Source organism: Neobacillus sp. PS2-9 (assembly GCF_030915525.1).
Taxonomy (GTDB): Bacteria; Bacillota; Bacilli; order Bacillales; family Cytobacillaceae; genus Neobacillus.
The window spans coordinates 3,662,448-3,679,232 of sequence record NZ_CP133269.1; the positions used below are offsets into that span (position 1 = coordinate 3,662,448).

Consider the following 16,785-nt stretch of genomic DNA (forward strand, 5'->3'; position numbering starts at 1 on the left):
ACCTCTTCAAATCAATCTTTTACCTTTTCTTCCTTGTCATCGGTTTGTTCCTTCCCCTTATCAGTCGATGCTTCTTTTTCTTCATTCCACTGTTCTTCAGGGGTTTTCAAATCAACAATGAGGAAATCACCCTCTTTAAGAGGTGATTTTGGTTTAAGATTTTGCTGGGCTACATATCCTTTTCCTTTAGAATTGAGCTTAAGGCCAGCAAGGCTCGCCACCTTCATCACATCTCTTAGTGACCAACCGGTCATATCCGGTGCGGTTAATTCTCCATTTGTTTGGAGGATTACCTTTTCCCCTTCTAATATAGTTGTCCCTGCCTTAGGAAGTTGTCCAATTATTTCTGTTCCGTTTCCAAGCACAACCGTTTCAAAACCTTTTTCCTTTAAGTCCTTAACGGTATCAGTAACGGAGTGTCCTTTTAGATTTGCCATCTTATTAATCGATGCCTTTTCCAGGACAGAAGGCTGTATATTTAAATAGTGTAGGCTATTTTGCATCACAGGATTAAAAACGCCAGATACAGGAATCGCCCCTTGTCCTGCCTCCAAGCCTTCCAATACTGGCTCCTGGACAGCTACATATACGATTAATTTAGGGTCGTCCTTTGGTGCCATCCCTAAGAAGGAAAACATATAACCGTTTACCCCTTTTATATATTTACCATTAGGTCCTGGAATATTAGCGGTTCCAGTTTTGCCTGCAACACTATAACCCTCGATTTTGTAACGGCCACCAGTACCCTTAGGCGAGGTAACAACTGTTTCAAGAATATCTCGCACCTTACTTGCTGTTTCAGCAGAAATTGGAGTTGATACCACCTCTGGTGAAACCTCTTTAATGGTTTCACCTGTATCATGATTGACAATCTTTTCAACCACATGAGGTTGCAACATCTTTCCACCATTAGCAATGGCTGTGGCTGCTTGAATTTGTTGAATCGGTGTAATCGCCGTTCCTTGTCCATATGCAGTAGTAATTTTTTCAATTGGATAGGTGAACTGGATTTTACCAGATGTTTCATCTGGTAGTTCAATTCCCGTTGGTTTATCAAAGCCAAATTTAGTTAAGTATTCTCTGAACCTTTCAAAGCCCAATTTTTCTTTTGCTATTTTTGCGAAGGCAACGTTAGAAGAACGCTGAACTCCCTCTAAGTATGAAATACTTCCCCATCCTGAGCCATTATGGTCATGAATCGCTTTATCCTTATTTGTCACTTTATATGACCCTGATTGATAGTATTCATTTGGATTGAAGACATTCTCCTGGACTGCTGCAGCTAATGTGAAAATCTTCATAGTAGAACCAGGTTCAAATGATGTTTCTACCGCTTCATTATGCCAGCTTTTATCTATCCCTTCTTTTGTTTTTGGGTGAAAGGACGGACGCTGACCCATCGCTAAAATCTCACCTGTTTTTGGATCTGCAACAATGGCAATGATTTTTTTAGGCTTATAATCTTTTGCCACTTTGTTCATTGCATCTTCTAAAAAGGTTTGAATTTTTTTATCAATTGTTAAGTACACATCATTTCCATTTTTTGCTGGTGTAATTTTCTCTTTTCCATCCGGCAGTAAATAGCCCCATAGATCACTCTCATAATTAATCTTACCATCGACTCCGGTTAATTCCGTGTTTAATGATTTCTCAATTCCCATTTTTCCAATTGATTTATAGGTTTGATCCTTTTGTTCAACACGATCAGCATACCCCACTACATGAGATGCGAACATTCCATTTGGATAAAACCGTTTTGAATCACGGATAAAAGTAATACCTGGGAGTTCTAAGGCTTCAATTTCTTTCTTCGTTTGATGCGTAATATCTTTACCAGCCTTGCCGAACTCTACTTGAAATCTTCCTTTGGAAATTCCCTTTGTTAGGATACTATAAATCTCGGTTTCATCCATTTGAATATATTTAGCTAGTTCTTTTGCCGTTTTCCGCGGATTTTTAACATGTTGAGGCTTTTTAGGGTTTGTCGTCATTTTTTTATCAACAATAGCGATTAATGTATACGCTGCCGTATCCTCGGCGATTACCTCACCATTCCGATCGAAGATTTGTCCCCTAGCTGCTGCCAGTGTCCCTTCCCTGTTATACTTCTGCTGTGCTTTCGCAGCAAGAGGCTGTCCTCCTACTTCTCCAGTAATTTGGATTGAGTAATATCTAAAAAGTAATACAAAAAAGAGCAGGCCGAATATTACAAACAATATCGCTGCTCCAGCATTCATATAGGGCTGTTTCTTGCTCATTTTTCCTGCACAACCTTGACGTTATTTTCGTTTAACACAAGTCCCATTTTCTTTGCTTTTTCATAAATTCGGTCATATGCACTAAGTTCACTAACTTGAACCTGCAAGTCGCCGTTAACCTTCTGTTGTTCCTTCACTTTTGCTTCCACATTCTGAAGATCTTTATTTACTTCATAAATATTAGCCTGGGTAGAAATTAGATGCACGGCACCGAAACAAACCAATCCAGCAAATGCAACTCCAATGATTTTTTCCCCTGGAGTGAGCCAGGATTTTTTTATTTTTATTTCACCAATACTTTTGCTATTTTGTTCAACTTGTTCTTGTTGTTGTTGATACTTCCTGGCAAGATTACTCAATCTTTTCCCCTCCAGATTTTCTTATATTCCAGCTTAAGCGCTGTTTTGCCTGTCCTATTTTTAAAGTTTTTCTGCGATTCTAAGCTTTGCAGAACGGGCGCGATTATTTTCTTCTAACTCTTCTTCCGATGGAAGAATTGGTTTACGTGAGACTAGCTTTAAGATTGGTTTATACTCATCTGGAATTATTGGTAAACCTGGAGGCAAATTAGGTATTTCACTAGCCTTCTTAAATGCTGCCTTACAAATTCTGTCCTCTAGTGAGTGAAAGGTAATTACACTGATCCTTCCCTCAGGGTTTAGCAAATCAATCGCTTGATTTAATGATTGTTCAAAAACTGCTAATTCATCGTTAACAGCAATTCTGACTGCTTGAAAAATCCTTTTTGCAGGATGTCCCCCTTTTCTTCTTGCCGGTGCAGGGATTCCTGCCTTAATTAATTCAACTAATTCAAAAGTTGTTTCAATCGGTTTTACTTGTCTTGCTGCTTCAATTTTTCGAGCAATTTGTTTTGAGAACTTCTCCTCACCATAGCGGAAAAAGATTCGAACTAAATCTTCATATGCCCAATGGTTGATGACATCATATGCAGAAGTATCTGCTTCATTGTCCATTCTCATATCCAAGGGCGCATCATGATGGTAACTAAAACCTCGTTCAGGCGTGTCTAATTGTGGAGACGAAACCCCTAGGTCATAAAGAACCCCATCAACTTTATAAATCCCGCGACTTTCAAGTTCCTCTTTTAAGTACAAGAAATTGCTTTTAACAATCTCTAATCGACTACCGTATTCAGATAATTTCTCTTTAGCATGTGCGATTGCTATTTCATCTTGGTCAAATGCAAACAATTTACCATTGTCGCCAAGTCTTGAGAGTATGAGCGAACTATGTCCAGCCCCACCCAAAGTACAATCAACATAAATACCATCCGACTTAATATTTAGTCCGTCAACAGCTTCTTTTAATAACACAGTTGTATGTTCAAACATTTTCGTACCACCTTTTCCAATCAAGCGAAATCTAACAGAAAATATATTAATATAACTTATCCATTATATATCAAAGCCAATCATATTTTCTGCAATTTCCGCAAAAGATTCTTCAGACTGTGTAAAATAGTCTTCCCAAATCTGTTTACTCCAAATTTCGATTCGATTGGAAACACCCAAAATTACGCATTCTTTTTCTAGCTTTGCATATTGCAAAAGTGGTGTAGGAATATTTATTCTTCCTTGCTTATCAAGTTCACTCTCTGTTGCTCCTGAAAAGAAGAAACGAGTAAAAGCACGGGCATCCTTTTTTGTCAGAGGTAAGCCTTTTAATTTCTCTTCAATAAGTCCCCACTCTGATACTGGGTAACCAAATAAACATTGATCCAATCCACGAGTAATGATAAACATGTCGCCAAGTTCATCTCGGAATTTGGAGGGCACAATCAATCGGCCTTTATTATCAATGCTGTGATGGTATTCACCCATGAACATACCCATTACCCCCACTTTCTATAAAAAATGTACCACATTCCCCCACTTTTCACCACCTATTTTTTAACTATTCGCCCCTATTTCTATAAAATCCTTTTTTACCCAGTTGAATTTTTACAAAAAAAGAAAAACTTCACTGCAATAGTGAAGTTTTTCTACATTTTTATAACCTTATGGCTACCATCAAATTCAAATGCCTCTGTCATGATATCTTTAATAAATGTCAATCCATATTCGTTCAAATAATAAAATACATTCCAAACCCGTTCTTGTGGAAAGCCATCTGGCCTTAACGCAAGATCCACTCGAGCATATTTATTTAATATCACATTATGTCTAAACTTAACCGCATCTTCAAGTTTTGATTGCATAAAGTTAATTTCTTTCAGTAAGTACGTTTCATTCTTCTTTAGCATCGGAAGCAGCCCACGGTCAAGTTCCTCTGTTTTTGCTTCAATAAGTTGATACTGCTCCATTAAGTCAGCTTTTGTCTTTGAAAACATCTCTTCTAACTCTCTATCCTTAATGGTTAAAAGAAAGCCTTCCTTTTCTTGTTCCGTTCCTCTAGTTAAAACATCAGTTATATTTATCTTTAATTCTAAAATATCTGTTTCAACAGACCGATCCAGGAATGTAATATTTAAGCGTGGGACAATCGGCGGCATCTTAATATGAAAATGCTCAAATACAAGTTTTAGCTCTGCCCAGTAGGAAATTTCCCCAGGTCCTGCAATAAATGCTATGGTTGGGAATAGCCATTCTTGCATAAGAGGACGAGTCACCACATTATTGCTTAATTGTTCCGGCTTTGTGTTCACAAGCTCCATTAATTCTTCTTTTGAAAAAGAAGCTGTTCCACTTTTCCCCACAAAACGGTTCGATTCTCGATTGTATTCTAGGAGGATACGCTCATTTTCTTTTTGATCATAAAAAAATAGGTTTGCCGCTTGGTCACTAATATCTATAGTAATCGGGTAGCCTTTATTTCCAATTTGCTTTTGCTGCTCAAGGACCGAAAACGTGATGGTTTCATGTTGTTCTATTTGCTGAGTAAAGAAGTCCCTTTGTAATAAACGAAAATCTTTATTTCCTGAATCAACAATCAACAATCCATAATCTTTGAACAATTCCATAATAATGTTTGCAAAAAAATCAACGAAGTTCTTGGACCTACTAACTTGTTCTTCTGCAAACTGCAAAAGTGTATTTGTATGTTCTGTTTCGCCAAAATTTTCAATGATGTTTTGTACCCATGATACACATACATCTTTATTTAGTTCTATATCCGATACCATTTTCTTTTGGAGTACTCTTTCAGGGTAGGTCCATTTGTCAACTTTTTGGTTAACTGGCACAAATACATGATTTACTTCTTGAAAATCATGGTCTTCCCCAGCAATCCAAAAAACTGGTACCACAGGAACACCTAGTTGTCTTTCTTTTTGTTCTGCTAATTTAATAATGGAGATGACCTTATGGATGGAATAAAGCGGTCCTGTTAGAATTCCAGCCTGTTGGCCACCAATGACAACGACGCTATCATTTTGTCTTAATTTTTCTATTGATTTCTTTACAGCCTCTGAAGTTGGAAAGCGTTCCATGAAGGATTCTATGTGTGCAGCTACCTCTCTGCGAGGAAATATTCTACCGCCTAATTCCGCCATTCTTTTCTTATCTTCTTCTACATCATTGTACCGATAGTGAAAAAAAGGCTGGATATCAGCAGATTGTTCCAAATAATTAGAAGCAAACCGATTCGTTGCTGGTAAAGAGAGATTTAAAATCTCCATTTATGTACTCCCTTTCTGGTCACTGATATTCATTCTAAACGAGTATATCACTACCTGCCCTATTTGAAAAAACCATCCGCTCATTTTTATGTTGAAAAGCTAAAAGTGACAACACTTGAAATTACGCCATAAAAAGTGAGGGCAATGTATACTAGAAAAAACAGCATAAAATTAAATCGCCAAAAGCCTTTCATAACCTTTTGAAGAATGATCTCTTCCTTAACTTTCCAATGAACAAGAACAAACATCATTGCTATTACTATCATTATTAGTATTATTAACCAAAACAATGATATTTTCCAAATCGTAACAATTAAAAAATGGACAGAAATAATATATAAAATAGTGGTGTAATCTAGTGAGATATGAAGAGCTCTCCGTGAATTTTTTGTTATTATTTTTCCAAATAAAAAGACCAAAATAGATCCAAAAATTGGTAATGCAAAAAGAACTGTTAACACAGAGGACAGAATACTACTCACAACACTCCCCCCTTTGTTGGTTCTTTTCCCTTAATAAAATGATAGACGTTCTCTAATAGAGGAGCCTGTTTTTCCTGCTTGTTTGCCTCCTCAAGGATAAAACCGAGAATGGCGTCTACTTCTGTCAGCCGATTCATCTCGATATCTTTTAACATAGAGGAACGATTCTCGGCAGTTTTCTTACAGATTTCCATCACTTGTCGAAAGTGTTCCTCTGGGTGGTTTAAGTTCAAAATGAAGGATATTTCATCAAAAAGGTTCGTTAAAACGCGAAAAAAATGTTCATTCTGAATTAATTCCCCATTTTTCACATGCAGAATAGAGGTTAATGGATTAATAACCGCATTAACAATTAATTTATTCATTAGCATCGAATAATAATCTTCTTGCACATAGATTGGAAAATCAGAAGGTACTGCAGCTAAAAAGCTTTGTAAGAAGGAGCAATCCCCTCTAAAAGGCGCCACGTTTGTTGCACCTTCACCTTTATGGCTGACAGTAAAGGCATTTTCCTTCAATGCACCATGTTCAACCGTACCTACAAATATGTTTTTATTCTTTAATTCTTTTAACCACTTTAAATGCCCCATACCATTTTGTAAAAATAATAGGTTATCAGGATCATAAGGAAGCTGATTAATAATCTCTAACACCGGAGTAAGTTGATATTGTTTAACCGTAATAAGGGTTAAATCCTCAGTTCCCTTCCACTTTGAAATTGGAAGTGCCTTTACTAAGGATACCGTTCTTTCGGCTTTTTTTTGAAGAATAATTCCATTTTCATTAATTTGTGAAGCTTGATTTTCAGTCTTTGTATAAATTGTTACTTCATAACTTCTACTGATATAGGACGCAAATAATAGTCCAATTGACCCAGCCCCAATGATTCCAACCTTCATGGTATCCCCTCATTTAGTCGTCTTTACCCACATTTTATCAGATATTGTCAGCTTTCTGTAAGTAAGATAAAAAAAAATCCCTTATCACTATACGACAAGGGATTCTAGAATCAAACTGGGTATACAGGATGCTTTCGGTCACTAAAGTTTAATTCTTTTGATTGATAGTAATCAAGGCGCTGAATAAGTACGTCTCTTAATTCGGATGGAGCAACAATTTCATCGACAATTAGCTCTGAAGCCAGCTTGTAAATGTCAATATGCTCCTTATATTCCTTATGTTTTTCTTGAACGAACTTTATTTTTTCCTTCGGATCTTCAATTTCATTAATTTTATTAGAATATACTGCATTTACTGCTGCTTCTGGTCCCATTACTGCAATTTGAGCCGTAGGAAGAGCAATACAGCAATCTGGTTCAAAGGCAGGTCCGGCCATTGCATATAGCCCTGCCCCGTAAGCTTTTCTAACAATAACAGAAATCTTTGGTACTGTTGCAGAGCTCATAGCTGCAATTAACTTGGCTCCATGACGAATAATCCCAGCTCGTTCAACTTTAGTACCAATCATAAATCCTGGAACATCTGCTAAAAACAATAATGGAATATGGAAGGCATCACAAAGCTGAATAAATTTAGCGGCCTTATCAGCAGAATCGACAAATAAAACGCCGCCTTTTACTTTTGGTTGGTTAGCTATAATTCCAACAGCTCTTCCATCCATTCTAGCTAACCCGGTGATTAGCTCTGGGGCAAATAATTTCTTCACTTCATAGAAACTATCTTGATCAATGAGTCTATCAATACATTCATACATATCAAAAGGTGCATTTTGATTTTCAGGGATAATTGCTTCTAAATCTCTACCTTCTTTTGGTGCGACGCCATTTGCCCTCTTCGTTTTTTCTTTAAAGCTGGCTGGAAAATAACTAATGTATCTCTTAGCTGATTCAATAGCTTCTTCCTCACTATAGGCAAGAACATCTCCACAACCGCTTACTGAACAGTGCATACGTGCTCCGCCCATTTCCTCCAGCGTTACCTTTTCGCCTATAACCTTTTCAGCCATACGGGGGGATCCTAAATACATGGATGCATTTTGGTCAACCATGATAACAATATCACAGAATGCTGGGATATATGCTCCTCCAGCAGCGGAAGGCCCAAACAAAATACATATCTGCGGAATCATACCGGAAAGCTTCACCTGATTATAAAATATTTTCCCTGCCCCTCTACGGTTTGGGAACATCTCTAACTGATCAGTAATTCTCGCTCCCGCAGAGTCCACAAGATAAAATAACGGCACCCTTAATTTTTCCGCTACTTCTTGGATACGAATAATTTTTTCAACTGTTCTTGCTCCCCAAGAACCTGCTTTAATGGTAGAATCATTAGCCATGACGCAAACAGTTTGGCCATTAATTTTACCAATCGCTGTGACTACACCATCAGCAGGAAGATCAGCTGCTTTAAAATTAGCAAATTTCCCGTCTTCCTCATATTTGCCATCATCAAATAATAGGGCAAGTCTATCACGAACAAACATCTTATTCTGTGATTTCAGCTTTTCATGATATTTAGGGTGTCCGCCAGCCTCGATTTGTTTTCTATTTGCATTTAATTGATCATTTAACATGTTAGTGGTCGTCATTCTGATCCCCCTCTCCTGTTATTCTAATACTATAAGAACATCGCCTTCATTTACGAAGTCACCTATAGTAACCTTTACATTTAACACAGTACCCTCCGTGCTGCTCTCGATTGGAATCTCCATTTTCATAGACTCAAGCATTAATACTTCTTGGCCAACATTTACTTGGTCACCATTTGCTACAAAAATATTTAATACCGTACCTGCCATAGTTGCTGTAATTTCTTTCATGTTTCTCTCTCCTTATTTCACTAAATTTTTTGTAAGAAAACTCGTAGTATACACCCCTTTTTGGAAATCAGTATCAGCTAGAATGGATAAAAACAGGGGCACATTTGTTTTAATCCCTTCAATCACCACATCCTTAAAGAATCCTTCCGCAGTCGATAATACCTCTTCTCTTGTCTGTCCATAAACAATACATTTTGCAATCATTGGATCATAGAACGGTGTTACCGTTCCCCCCTCCACATAGCCAGAATCAATTCTGACTCCTTTTGTCTCATTCATTTTAAGAGAAGTAATTTTTCCTGGTGACGGCAAAAAACGAACAGGATCCTCTGCGTATAAGCGGAATTCAATAGCACTTCCATTTGAGTTAATTTCAGATTGCAGCAAAGGTAATTTCCCACCTCGAGCTACAAGTATTTGCCATTTTACTAAATCAAGTCCTGTAATCATCTCTGTTACTGGATGTTCGACCTGAAGACGAGTATTCATTTCTAAAAAGTAAAAGTTCCCCGCTTCATCAACGATAAATTCGATGGTACCCGCGTTAATATAATCAACCGCATGAGCCGCTTTCACCGCAGTCTCATACATCTTTTTTCTAACTGTTTCAGTTAGAAAAGGAGATGGTGATTCTTCCACAACCTTTTGATGCCTTCTTTGAATTGAGCAATCCCTTTCAAACAAATGCACGATGTTTCCTGCAGAATCCCCAAACACTTGAATTTCCACATGTCTAGCATCAGCAATATATTTTTCAATAAAAACCTCGTCTGAACCAAAGTAAGCCATGGCTCGGGTTTTAGTCGAATCATAGGACTTAACGAGCGCTTGCTCATTTTCACAAAGCACCATTCCAATTCCACCGCCACCGCCGCTTGCCTTAAGCATAATAGGATATCCAATCTCCATTGCTAAACTACAGGCTTCTTCAATAGTTCTTAAACCATTACCACTTCCAGGTACTACTGGTACTCCAGCCTTTTCCATCGTTTGTCGCGAAACTATTTTATCCCCCATTAATTCGATTGTTTCTGGTTTTGGTCCAATAAAAATAATTCCTTCTTTAATAGCTTTTTTGGCAAACGCTGCATTTTCAGATAAAAAGCCGTAACCGGGATGAATGGCATCCACTTTTTCACTTTTTGCTATTTCCAAGATTTTATCAACTTGTAAATAGGATTTGTTTACTGGTGGCTCACCTACATACACAGCCTTAGTTGCGGCTTTTACAAAAGGCATATCCTTGTCAGCATCTGAATAAATAGCAATCGTTTCAATCCCCATCTCCTGACAGGTCCTTATGATACGAAGTGCAATTTCTCCTCTATTGGCAATTAATATTTTTTGCACATTTTTTCCCCTTTCATGCCCCTTTTGTTCCTCCATTAAAATTTCTACATCATTCTCGGAATTTCCTGCAAATTTTGAAAACGCTTCCTGAACTTATTTGAAGAATTTTTTGTGCTTTTGTTATATAATAATATTAATTCATTTCGAATAATGCAAAAATTAATACATCTTCATGTTATTCATGAACAAATGAATATATACAATATTATGAGGTTATGATTTCTTAGGAGGTTTACTATGAGAGCAAAAGTGGAGAAACTAAAAGTTAACTTTAAAACATTAGAAGAATTTAAAAAGTTTAAAGAATATGGAATTCAGGAGTTATCCATGCTTGAAGACCTTGAAGCCAATATGGTTGAAGATGATAGTGAATCACCATTTTACGGTATTTATTTCGGGGACAAACTAGTAGCACGAATGAGTTTATATCAAATTGATGCGAAATTCGATCGTTATTTTTATCCAGCACAAAATTATTTAGAATTATGGAAGCTGGAAGTACTAGCAGATTATCAAGGGAAGGGCTTTGGTAAAGCTCTTGTCGAATTCGCGAAGAACTTTGGTCTACCTATTAAGACAAATCCAAGAGTACAATCAAGTGGTTTTTGGGAAAAGATGGGCTTTTCTAAAGTTGATTACGATATGGAACGGGATCGTGGGGAAAATCCACTAGTTTGGTATCCAGAAGGCGTGGAACCGCAACAATAATATTTATATTAATAAAAAAAGCGGACACCATGATGTCCGCTTTTTGCTATTTTTCTACCCTTTCCAGATTACCATTTTTGTCCATCTGGAATTTTACCTTTTGTTGTCTGTCTTCATCTTGTAGCACAACCATTTTCCGTGCTCTTTCCATAATCTCAATTAATGAGCGGTAATCCTCTTCAATAGCCTTTAAATTCTTAGACAATCTTTCATTTTCTGCAGCTAGATAAAAAGTCTTCTTTTCTAACTCTTTAATTTTATCAAGAGAGTTCTTCCTGTCCACTTCATAACTTGCCCAATCTTCCGCCTTTTGATGGATTCCTTCTAAGAAATGAATGACAGCAGGAAAAGTAATGGTAGTTCCCTGTTCACAACCTACAGGTGATGAGACTGTCTCAACCTTAACTGAATCTTGAATGACCTCACCTTCTGTGGTGACTACTTGCTTTTTTAGTTCTTTTCTTTGTCTTTTAGCAAGCTCAATACCTGATTTATATTGTTTACGTACATATGAGTTCCAACGGAAACCACAAGCAGCCGAAGTACGCGAAAGCTGTTTGCCTACTTCTTCAAACGCCTGCAATTGTGTCCCACCTTCACGGATATGCCGTAACACAACTTCAGCGAGTAATAAGTCTTCGTCTTGGGACCACGCATCTTGTCGAGTAGGTGACATAAGAACATCCCTCCTAGTGTTTTTATAATACATATGCATCTACTAGAAAAGATAGACTTAATCAGAAGTTGTCTTTTAATCTTTATTCATGGTTTTTTTATTAATAAAATTATTTACATAGTTATGGTGGGCATCGCTTTCCCATAATAAGGCACAAGTCCTTACCTCTTCTTCTATCCGTTCTCGCAGCTTCGCTTCCTCCCATTTCCTAATCCACATCTTCTTATAGGATTGCAGTACACTTAACTCTTTCTTTAGTATGTTTTCTAGGAACGCCTCACAAGCTTCTAATGCGTCATTTTCAAAGAGAGCATCAATAAAACCAGCCTCTTTTAACTCTTCTGCTGTTTTCATCTCCGCTTCCATTAGAAGCTTCATTGCATTTGACAGAGTGAGCTTTTCTCCTAAAATCGAACCGCCTCCCCAGCCAGTGGTTATTGCTTGTTTCCCTTGAACAAATCCTGCTTTTATTCCTTTTCTAGCCAAACGGAAATCGCAGGCTGTTGCAAGCTCACAGCCTCCCCCAATAGCCGTCCCATTTATAAGTGATATAGTGGGAATAGGCAGGGTCAATAAGGAGTAGAGAATGTTTGACATTTTAGAAAGCATAGGAAAAGCCTCTTCTTTTGAATGAAGAAGGTGAAAAACCGACAAATCTCCACCTGAACAAAAAGCACGATCTCCTATACCAGTAATGATTAATGCCAAAACATCCGGTTCTGTTGCTCTTTTCATTACCTCCATTAAGCCTTGCATTACTTCGTAATTAATTGCGTTTCTCTTTTCAGCTCTTGTAATGGTAAATAATAAATAACCCTTCTCTGTTTTTTCAATTAAATATGACAAACCTACCACTTCCCTTCTGCCCGTCAAAAGTCTCTATCAACATTCTAGTACAAACAATTACATTTTATTATGTAGGAATCTTATTAAAGAACAAAAGGCGGAAGCGCCTCGTTCAGCCCCGACAGGCAAATGTTCTTCGGCGGGAAAAGTCCGCCTTTTGACTTTTCTTGCCGAAGGTTATTTGACCCGAGGGGCTAGGCGCTGTAGCTAGATTCGGACAACTAGTTCAGTTATCCACACTCGGAACTTTTTTAAAATTTCCTAAACAACGACAAAAGCACAAGGGATTTATCACCCTTGTGCTTTCTATCCAAATGGAAATTAGTCGTTGACAACGTCTTTTCCTTTGTATGTTCCGCAAGCTTTACATACGCGGTGTGAAAGTTTCATTTCACCACAGTTTGGGCAGCTTACCATACCAGGTACGTTTAATTTAAAATGAGTACGACGTTTTCTTTTTGCGGTTTTAGAAGTCCTTCTAAAAGGTACAGCCATTCTTCCCACCTCCTTAAAGAGTATTAAGAAAGTAATGAAGGCCAGGAATGCTGGTTCTTCACTTTGCTTCTTAGTTTTTGCCGATTATGATTCGGAAGAAGAATTGTTTTCGTTAAAAAACTTTGCAAGTCCTGCCAATCTAGGGTCAATCTTTTTAGATTGCTCCTCTTCACGAACAACTTCCCAATCCTTACCAGACTGTGGAGCTGCTCCTTCACTATTGACATCTTCACAAAAGACTTGCATTGGAACCTCAAGTAATAGTATTTCGCGAATGATTGGCATTACATCAATCACGTCACCTTTTACTTGATTTACATCCTCTTCAGTTTCATAAACTGAACCTTGTAAGAGGAAAGTTTCAGTTGTTTCGACATTAATTGGAAGTTTTACATCCACTAAAGTACGAGAACAAGGAAGTATTAAATGACCTTCTATTTTTAAATGGAAAGTCACTTTCGTTGAATCTATATCTCCACGACCTGTAATATGCATAGGAGATACCTCTCGGATAGAAGGATCAGTTTCTATAATCTCATCAACCCGAATAGTTTCATCAATCGGAAAATCCTTGTTTCGATATTTTTGTAATTGACTTAATGTCCATTTCAATTGAATCACCCCAAGGCAACAAAGGTAATTATAGCCTTCATAAATTTTTTTGTCAATGTTTTTTCTTTACACCCCATCAGGCGATTGTTAAAGAATGCAAATCATCTAAATAAGCTCTAGTCCTAGTTTATCCAGTTGTCCATTTTGCAAACATCTTTATCATCTTATCATATAATCTGATTGGTTTCCTTACAATTTTGCTATAATGATAATAATTAATATAATCGGTTAATTGTCCGTTTTGCAACGGATTCTCATATACCTTTTTAAAATTTAGGCGCTGTTAAAATTGTCTGTTGATTTCCGCTCCAGGCGCTTCGCTTTCCGTGGGCGTTTCGGCTAGCCTCCTCGGCGCTTGCGCCTGCGGGGTCTCCCCTGAACCGTACTCCCACAGGAGTCTTCGCGCCTTCCGCTCCAATCAACAGGGTATAAAAATCAACAATATTCTTTAACAGCCAATATTTATTTGTAAGGAAGGAGAGAAAAAATGAAAGCTGTTGGTTTAATTGTAGAATACAATCCATTTCATAATGGACATGCTTTTCATTTAAGTGCTTCAAAGGAAGCCGCTAAGGCAGATGTTGTCATTGCTGTTATGAGTGGGAATTTCTTGCAGAGAGGGGAACCTGCACTTGTATCCAAATGGTATCGGACGAAAATGGCCTTGCTAACTGGTGTTGACATCGTTTTTGAGCTGCCCTACCATTTTGCCACACAGAAGGCTGAAACATTCGCTAACGGTGCGGTATCTATTTTAGATGCAGCCGGTTGTGAGACCTTATGCTTTGGAAGTGAAAGTGGGGACATCAATTCCTTTCTTCAAACGCTCGATTACATAAAAGATGAAGAAAAAAAACTAGATGAAGGCATAAAATACTTTATGGATACAGGTGTTAGTTATCCTAAAGCATCAGCATTAGCTTTTAACCAGTTACAAGCATCAAAAAACTACTTGGACCTAGGTAAACCCAACAACATTTTAGGTCTGGAATACATAAAGGCAATAAAACGACAAAAGAGTTCTATTAGGCCCATGACTGTGACACGGAAACATGCCAATTATCATGATGAACATTTCACATCAGAAACTATTGCTAGTGCAACTAGTATTAGAAAAGCTATTTTTTCTCCAAAGGACGATAACCATGGTATTGACCAATATGTACCTATGGCAACAAAGCAGTTATTAGAGGAATATTTCCATCATTTTCACCTGTTTCATCAATGGGAAAATTATTGGAGTTATTTACAATACCGCCTAATCCATAGCAATAGTGAAGAGCTTAGGGAAATATATGAAATGGAAGAAGGACTTGAAAATAGGTTACAGGCTGCAGCTATCGAATCCGAGAGCTTTCAGCAATTTATGCAGAAGATAAAAACCAAAAGATATACTTGGACAAGACTTCAAAGGCTTTGCGTTCATATTTTAACTAATGCAAAAAAAATAGAAATGAACAGAAACCTAGAGAAGGCTTCCTATTTAAGACTATTAGGGATGACTACTAACGGAAGAGAATACTTAAATAAAGTGAAAAAGGATTTGAGCCTGCCTCTTGTATCAAAGCTTTCTAGCTTTAAGGAGAGCGAGATCAATCTTGATGTGAAAGCCGCTCGTGTTTATGCTCTAGGAGTCCCAAATCATTTAAGGAATGAAATGTTCAAACAAGAATTTAATCAACCACCTATTTATATAAAATAAGGCTCTGTTAAACTTGCCTGTTGATTTCCGCTCCAGGCACTTCGCTTTCCGTGGGTGTTTCGGCGAGCCTCCTCGGCGCTTGCGCCTGCGGGGTCTCCCCTGAACCATACTCCCACAGGAGTCTTCGTGCCTTCCGCTCCAATCAACAGGCTTTAAAAATCAACACTGTTCTTTAACAAAGCCTAAAATAAAAAGATGATGCAGCTGCACCATCTTTTTATTTTTGCTTTAATTTTTCTAAGTAACTAACTGCATCGTCGAAGGTATCGATAGGAATAATTTTCATTTTTGTCTTGATATCTCGTGCAGTTTTTACAGCTGCTCGATAGTTAGAATTTTTTGCTCCGTTTTCATTAGGTGCTAAGAAAATTTCTGCACCCGCTTTATCCGCAGCTACAATTTTTTGTTCAATTCCTCCAATTGGCCCTACGACTCCATCTTCACTGATTGTACCTGTACCTGCTATTTGGTAGCCTCTCGTTAGATCTTCTTTAGTCAATTGATTATAGATTTCTAATGTAAACATTAGCCCTGCCGAAGGTCCGCCAATTTCATCTGTTCTCACCTTTACCTTTGGATCAACAAGAATTTCCTTATCGTCTACTAAAGATATTCCAATACCAACCTTATTAGGATACTCCTTGAAACGCTCAACGTTTAATGTTTCTGTCTTCGTTATTTTATTTCTAGAAAAAGTTAAAGTGACCTTGTCTCCTGCTTTTTTAGTACCTACATACTCAATAAATTTTTCCGAGGAAGAAAATTGATGTCCATCTACTTTAAATATTCGATCCCCTGCATTGATCTTTCCTGCAGCCGGCATTCCAGGAATCACTTGAACAACATATATCCCTTTATATTTATAATGAACAGGTAAATCAGCTTTCCGATAGGCAACCTCTATTGCATTAAGTTTTGAACCTGCCATTAAGTGAAGCTGTCTAGCATTATATTCTTCTTCTGTCTCTTTTTTATATAAAATCATTTCTAGTGGATATAGCTCTTCATATTTTAGAAGTTTTGCTTCTAAGTAAGAATAGATATTGGCTCTACCCATTCTGACGGTTGTTAGCATAAAATTCCCTTCATCCTTATACCCACCGTCTACCGTTATGATCGGTCCCAATTCTTTCGCCATTCCCGGTTTTGATACATAATAGGGTAAGGAAAAATACATCCCCCCAATTAAAAGCAGTGTAATGAAAAGTACAGAACTTATATATATTTTTTTACGCAT

17 protein-coding genes are annotated in these 16,785 nt (G+C 37.5%); 2 read left to right on the top strand and 15 right to left on the bottom strand.

The genetic code is table 11. The features are described from left to right. Positions 1-11 precede the first annotated feature (11 nt). From RCG25_RS18365 to RCG25_RS18410, 10 genes are all read right to left on the bottom strand, one after another. A complete protein-coding gene (locus RCG25_RS18365; RefSeq protein ID WP_308080264.1) occupies positions 12-2,258 on the bottom strand; it encodes a penicillin-binding protein in 2,247 nt (748 codons plus the stop codon). Next, positions 2,255-2,617, bottom strand: a complete 363-nt coding sequence (gene ftsL / locus RCG25_RS18370; RefSeq protein WP_308080265.1) for a cell division protein FtsL — start codon at positions 2,615-2,617, stop codon at positions 2,255-2,257. Before ftsL ends, RCG25_RS18365 begins: the two co-directional genes overlap by 4 nt. Positions 2,618-2,677: 60 nt before the next feature. After that, positions 2,678-3,610, bottom strand: coding sequence for a 16S rRNA (cytosine(1402)-N(4))-methyltransferase RsmH (gene rsmH / locus RCG25_RS18375; RefSeq protein ID WP_308080266.1), 933 nt, complete (start codon positions 3,608-3,610; stop codon positions 2,678-2,680). A gap of 63 nt (positions 3,611-3,673) precedes the next feature. Then, positions 3,674-4,105: a division/cell wall cluster transcriptional repressor MraZ gene (gene mraZ / locus RCG25_RS18380; protein ID WP_307289041.1), complete on the bottom strand. Its 432-nt coding sequence runs from the start codon at positions 4,103-4,105 to the stop codon at positions 3,674-3,676. A 155-nt stretch (positions 4,106-4,260) separates the two neighbouring features. After that, entirely contained in the window at positions 4,261-5,895 is a 1,635-nt protein-coding gene (bshC, locus tag RCG25_RS18385) for a bacillithiol biosynthesis cysteine-adding enzyme BshC (RefSeq protein ID WP_308080267.1), read from the bottom strand. Positions 5,896-5,981: 86 nt separating this feature from the next. Next, positions 5,982-6,377, bottom strand: coding sequence for a DUF3397 domain-containing protein (locus tag RCG25_RS18390; RefSeq protein WP_308080268.1), 396 nt, complete (start codon positions 6,375-6,377; stop codon positions 5,982-5,984). Further along, complete coding sequence (locus tag RCG25_RS18395) at positions 6,374-7,276, bottom strand: 2-dehydropantoate 2-reductase (protein WP_308080269.1); 903 nt, start codon at positions 7,274-7,276, stop codon at positions 6,374-6,376. Before RCG25_RS18395 ends, RCG25_RS18390 begins: the two co-directional genes overlap by 4 nt. Positions 7,277-7,386: 110 nt before the next feature. Then, positions 7,387-8,928 carry an acyl-CoA carboxylase subunit beta gene (locus RCG25_RS18400; RefSeq protein ID WP_308080270.1) on the bottom strand — a complete coding sequence of 514 codons (1,542 nt, stop codon included), beginning with the start codon at positions 8,926-8,928 and terminating at the stop codon, positions 7,387-7,389. 18 nt (positions 8,929-8,946) lie between these two features. Next, positions 8,947-9,159 (bottom strand): acetyl-CoA carboxylase biotin carboxyl carrier protein subunit, encoded by a 213-nt coding sequence (locus RCG25_RS18405; protein ID WP_308080271.1) that lies wholly within the window; start codon positions 9,157-9,159, stop codon positions 8,947-8,949. Positions 9,160-9,171: 12 nt separating this feature from the next. Next, entirely contained in the window at positions 9,172-10,509 is a 1,338-nt protein-coding gene (locus tag RCG25_RS18410) for an acetyl-CoA carboxylase biotin carboxylase subunit (protein ID WP_308080272.1), read from the bottom strand. A gap of 237 nt (positions 10,510-10,746) precedes the next feature. On the opposite strand from RCG25_RS18410, the gene RCG25_RS18415 reads away from it, so the two are divergent. Next, entirely contained in the window at positions 10,747-11,217 is a 471-nt protein-coding gene (locus RCG25_RS18415; protein WP_308080273.1) for an N-acetyltransferase, read from the top strand. A 46-nt stretch (positions 11,218-11,263) separates the two neighbouring features. Here RCG25_RS18415 and RCG25_RS18420 read toward each other — a convergent pair whose 3' ends face one another. The 4 genes from RCG25_RS18420 to RCG25_RS18435 form a co-directional block, all read right to left on the bottom strand. After that, positions 11,264-11,893, bottom strand: a complete 630-nt coding sequence (locus tag RCG25_RS18420) for an RsfA family transcriptional regulator (protein ID WP_308080274.1) — start codon at positions 11,891-11,893, stop codon at positions 11,264-11,266. 75 nt (positions 11,894-11,968) lie between these two features. Next, positions 11,969-12,739, bottom strand: coding sequence for an enoyl-CoA hydratase/isomerase family protein (locus RCG25_RS18425; protein ID WP_308080275.1), 771 nt, complete (start codon positions 12,737-12,739; stop codon positions 11,969-11,971). Between the two features lie 321 nt (positions 12,740-13,060). Beyond that, positions 13,061-13,234, bottom strand: a complete 174-nt coding sequence (gene rpmF / locus RCG25_RS18430) for a 50S ribosomal protein L32 (protein WP_026566356.1) — start codon at positions 13,232-13,234, stop codon at positions 13,061-13,063. 84 nt (positions 13,235-13,318) lie between these two features. Then, on the bottom strand, positions 13,319-13,846 hold the full coding sequence (locus tag RCG25_RS18435; RefSeq protein WP_308080276.1) for a YceD family protein: 528 nt from the start codon (positions 13,844-13,846) through the stop codon (positions 13,319-13,321). Positions 13,847-14,333: 487 nt separating this feature from the next. On the opposite strand from RCG25_RS18435, the gene RCG25_RS18440 reads away from it, so the two are divergent. Then, positions 14,334-15,548 (top strand): nucleotidyltransferase, encoded by a 1,215-nt coding sequence (locus RCG25_RS18440; RefSeq protein WP_308080277.1) that lies wholly within the window; start codon positions 14,334-14,336, stop codon positions 15,546-15,548. 217 nt (positions 15,549-15,765) lie between these two features. Here RCG25_RS18440 and RCG25_RS18445 read toward each other — a convergent pair whose 3' ends face one another. Then, positions 15,766-16,785, bottom strand: a complete 1,020-nt coding sequence (locus RCG25_RS18445; protein ID WP_308080278.1) for a SepM family pheromone-processing serine protease — start codon at positions 16,783-16,785, stop codon at positions 15,766-15,768.